The sequence below is a fragment of the Micromonospora sp. NPDC052213 genome (genome assembly GCF_040679695.1).
Lineage (GTDB): Bacteria > Actinomycetota > Actinomycetes > Mycobacteriales > Micromonosporaceae > Micromonospora.
In genome coordinates, this window is the sequence record NZ_JBFAVI010000296.1 from 1 (window position 1) to 3,864 (window position 3,864).

General features: G+C 73.5%; 3 protein-coding genes. 1 reads left to right on the forward strand and 2 read right to left on the reverse strand.

Translation table 11 applies throughout. The features are described from left to right. Window positions 1–151: 151 nt before the first annotated feature. Window positions 152–1,477, reverse strand: a complete 1,326-nt coding sequence (locus AB0L34_RS33130; protein ID WP_363709548.1) for an MFS transporter — start codon at window positions 1,475–1,477, stop codon at window positions 152–154. A gap of 121 nt (window positions 1,478–1,598) precedes the next feature. Beyond that, window positions 1,599–2,981 carry an MFS transporter gene (locus tag AB0L34_RS33135; protein WP_363709550.1) on the reverse strand — a complete coding sequence of 461 codons (1,383 nt, stop codon included), beginning with the start codon at window positions 2,979–2,981 and terminating at the stop codon, window positions 1,599–1,601. A gap of 151 nt (window positions 2,982–3,132) precedes the next feature. Between AB0L34_RS33135 and AB0L34_RS33140 the strand changes: the two genes are divergently transcribed. Continuing rightward, window positions 3,133–3,864 (forward strand): phosphoglyceromutase (locus AB0L34_RS33140; RefSeq protein ID WP_363709552.1); only part of this gene is annotated, 732 nt, incomplete at its 3' end.

Genomic DNA, 3,864 nt, shown 5'->3' on the forward strand with positions numbered 1-3,864 from the left:
CTTTGGGGGGGGGTTACCCCCCGCCGCGGCCGTTAATAGGGGGCGCGCCCCCATCACGACCTGTGGTCGTGATGGGCGCTCTGCTTTCCCCGGGCGGCCCGCTCGCCGGGTGCCCGGCGATGCCGGCCTTCCTGACCGTCGCCCGTAGGGGTCAGCGCGCCGGTGCGGGAGCCCGGGCGGGGGTCGCGGGCCGGAGGTGGGCCCGGGTGTGGGCGGCACGGAGGGCGGCCACCCGGCGGTCGCGGGACGGGCCCGTCAGCAGATGGCAGCCGGCCGCCAGCAGCCCCAGCCCGCCGACGACGAGCCAGTGTCCGTCCCCGAGGTACTGGAGGCTCACCCCGCCGAGCGTGGGCGCCACGAACGACGCCGCCGGGAACGCCAGGTAGAACACCGACTGGTAGCGGGCGCGCAGCTCGGGCGGGGCGAGGTCGGCGTTGATCTGGGCGTTCGGCGGGGCGGCGAGCATCTGGCCGACCGTCCAGACCACCGCCGCGGCCAGGTACACCGCCAGGTCGTCGGCGACGGCGAGGACGGCGAAGCCGGCCGCCAGCAGCACGGTCGACACGGCCAGGACGTGGTGCTTGCGGTGCCGCTCGATCAGCCTCGGCACGAAGAGCTGCCCCACCACGATCAGCACTCCGCCGAGCGCCACCACCGCGCCGTACGCCGACGGGCGCAGGCCGTCCGTCCGCATCGCCAGCGGCATGATGGTCGAGGTCTGCATGGTCAGCACTGCCAGCACGAAGGTCAGGCCCACGAAGGTGAGGAAGGTGCGGTCCGTCAGGGCCGTGTGCAGCCCGGGCGGGCGCGGACGCCCTCTCCGCCGTGCCGCCCGCTCCCGGTGTCCCGCCGCCGGGGCGGCACCTGCCGCCCGGCCGACCCGCACCCGCGCAAGCGTTTCCGGGACCTTCCAGGCGATCACCAGGGCCGCGACCAGGGTGGCGGCGCCGTCGACCAGGAAGAGCGCGAGGAAGCTGGCCTCGGCGAGCAGGCCGGCCAGCAGCGAGGCCACGGCCATGCCGAGGTTGAACGCCCAGAACTGGAGGTTGAACGCGCGGGCGCGGCGCCGCTCGGGCACCACGTCGACGATCGCCGCGACGAAGGCGGGGCTGGGCATCGAGTGCGCCACCCCGACCAGGGCGGCGAGCGCGGCGATCACCAGCAGGTGCCGGCTGAAGGCCAGCGCGACCATGAGCCCGGCGGTGACCAGGTGGGCGGCGAGCAGGGTGGCCCGGCGTCCCCACCGGTCGGCCAGCACCCCGCCGAGGAGCACGCCGCCCGCCCCGCCCAGCCCGTACGCCCCGACCACCGTGCCCGCCAGCGCCTCGCTCGCGCCGCGCGCGTCGGTCAGGTAGAGCGACAGGAAGAGCATCGCGAAGGCGCCGGCCCGGTTGATCAGCAGGCCGGCCCAGAGGTACCAAAAGGTGGCGGGGAGGCCGCCTGCGGTGTCGTCCAGCCAGCGACGCAGGGCCCGCACCCGTCCCTCCAGACAGTTGTGTTTGTTAACGGTTCAGGCTCGACCGTAGGAATACCGGGTCCGGCGCGCCAGCGTGTCGCTGATCACCACACTCCGGGTCGGGCCCGCCCGGGTGCTCGGCTCACCGCACGCCGGTCGACTCGGCCGTCCGCCGCGGGTCGGTGGGCGGGCCGGCCTCCGCGCCGGGCACCAGCGGCTCGGCGGGCGCGGTGGCCGCCGCCTCGGCCGCCTCCGGCGCGGGCGGTCGGACCGCCACCACCGGCACGACGGTCTCGGTGGCTCCGCGCAGGGCGACGGCCCGCCGCTCCCGGGCCGGGCCGGAGACCAGGTGGGCGATCGCCATCAGCCCGCCGATCAACGCGCAGCCGAGCCAGAGCTCGGCGTTGCCGGCCTGCTCGCGGACCAGGCCGCCGAGGACCGGCGCGACGGCGCCGGCGACCTGCCAGGAGAGCGAGAACACGCCCTGGTAGCGGCCGCGCAGCTCGGCGGGGGAGAGTTCGGCGATCAGGGTGGCGTTGGACGGCGAGTTGAGCATCTCGCCGACGGTCCAGATCAGCACGGTCAGGCCGTAGAACCAGGCCGCGTCCGCGAACGCGGTGAGACCGAACCCGACGCCCATCACCACGGAAGCGAGGGCGAGCACGTGCGACCGGCTCCGGCCCTTGATCAGCCGGGGTACGAAGAGTTGGCCGACCACGATCAGCACCCCGTTGAGCGCGATCACCGAGCCGTACGTGGCGGGGCTCAGGCCGGAGTCGCCCATCGCGATCGGCAGCATCGAGATGTGCTGGAGGAAGACCAGCGCGCCGAAGAGGTTGAGCGCCACGAAGCCCAGGTAGACGCGGTCGGTCAGGATGGTGCGCAGCGCCCCGGCCGGCGCCCCGGGGCCCTTGTGGCGGGCGCCGACGGCGGGGGCCCGCCGGGTCTCGCCGACCTTGGCGAAGATGATCAGCGCGGTGATCACGGTGGTGGTCGCGTCGACCACGAAGAGCAGCAGGTAGCCGGCCTCGGCGGCGAGGCCGGCGAGGACCGCGGCGCAGGCGAAGCCGAGGTTGATCGCCCAGTAGTTCAGCGAGAAGGCGCGCAGCCGGTCCTTCTCCGGCACCACGTCGATCATCATCGCGCCGAACGCCGGGCGGGCCGCCTCGGCGAACATGCCGAGCAGCAGCGCGCCGAGCGCCACCGCCCAGAGTTCCCGGGCGAAGCCGAGGGCGAGCATCATGGTGGCCGCGCCGAGGTGCGCGGTGAGCAGGGTCGGCCGGCGGCCCCAGCGGTCGGTCAGGGTGCCGCCGACGGTGGTGCCGACCGCGCCGCCGACCCCCCACAGGCCGATCACGAGGCCCGCCTGCGACGCGGAGAAGTCGCGCTCCTGGGTCAGGTAGATGGCGAGGAAGACCAGGACGAACGAGCCGAGCCGGTTGATCAGCGTGCCGGCCCAGAGATACCAGAAGGTGACCGGCAGGCCACCTGTCGTGTCCCGGAACCAACCCCGCATCGTCCGCACGTCGGCGCCCCCGCTCGCGTAATGACCGTCCTGATTGTTGCGCCTTACAACCTAGTGTGGGGCCGGTTTTCCGGTCATCGCCTTTTCCACGTGGTGGTCGTCACGACCACTGCCCGCGTGTCCCCGCGCCGGGTGCGGCAGGATGATCCGCATGACTGCGAGCGAGGGGCCCACCGTCGGGACGCTGGTCCTGCTGCGGCACGGCGAGAGCGACTGGAACGCCAAGAACCTCTTCACCGGCTGGGTCGACGTCGACCTGACCGAGAAGGGCGAGAACGAGGCGCGCCGCGGCGGCGAGCTGCTGCGCGAGCACAGCCTGCTGCCGGACGTGGTGCACACCAGCGTCATGCGCCGCGCGATCCGCACCGCCGAGCTGGCGCTCAACGCCGCCGACCGGCACTGGATCGCCGTGCGGCGGTCGTGGCGGCTCAACGAGCGGCACTACGGCGCGCTGCAGGGCAAGAACAAGAAGCAGACCCTGGAGGAGTACGGCGAGGAGCAGTTCATGCTCTGGCGCCGTTCGTACGACACGCCGCCGCCGCCGATCGCGGACGACGACGAGTTCTCGCAGGTGGGCGACCCGCGCTACGCGCTGCTGCCGAGCGAGCTGATGCCGCGCACCGAGTGCCTCAAGGACGTCGTCGAGCGGATGCTGCCCTACTGGTACGACTCGATCGTGCCGGACATCCTGGCCGGCCGGACGGTGCTGGTGGCCGCGCACGGCAACTCGTTGCGCGCCCTGGTCAAGCACCTGGACCAGATCTCCGACGAGGCGATCGCCAAGCTCAACATCCCGACCGGGATCCCGCTGCGCTACGACCTCGACCCGCAGCTGCGCCCGCTGACGCTGGGCGGCACCTACCTCGACCCGGCCGCCGCCAAG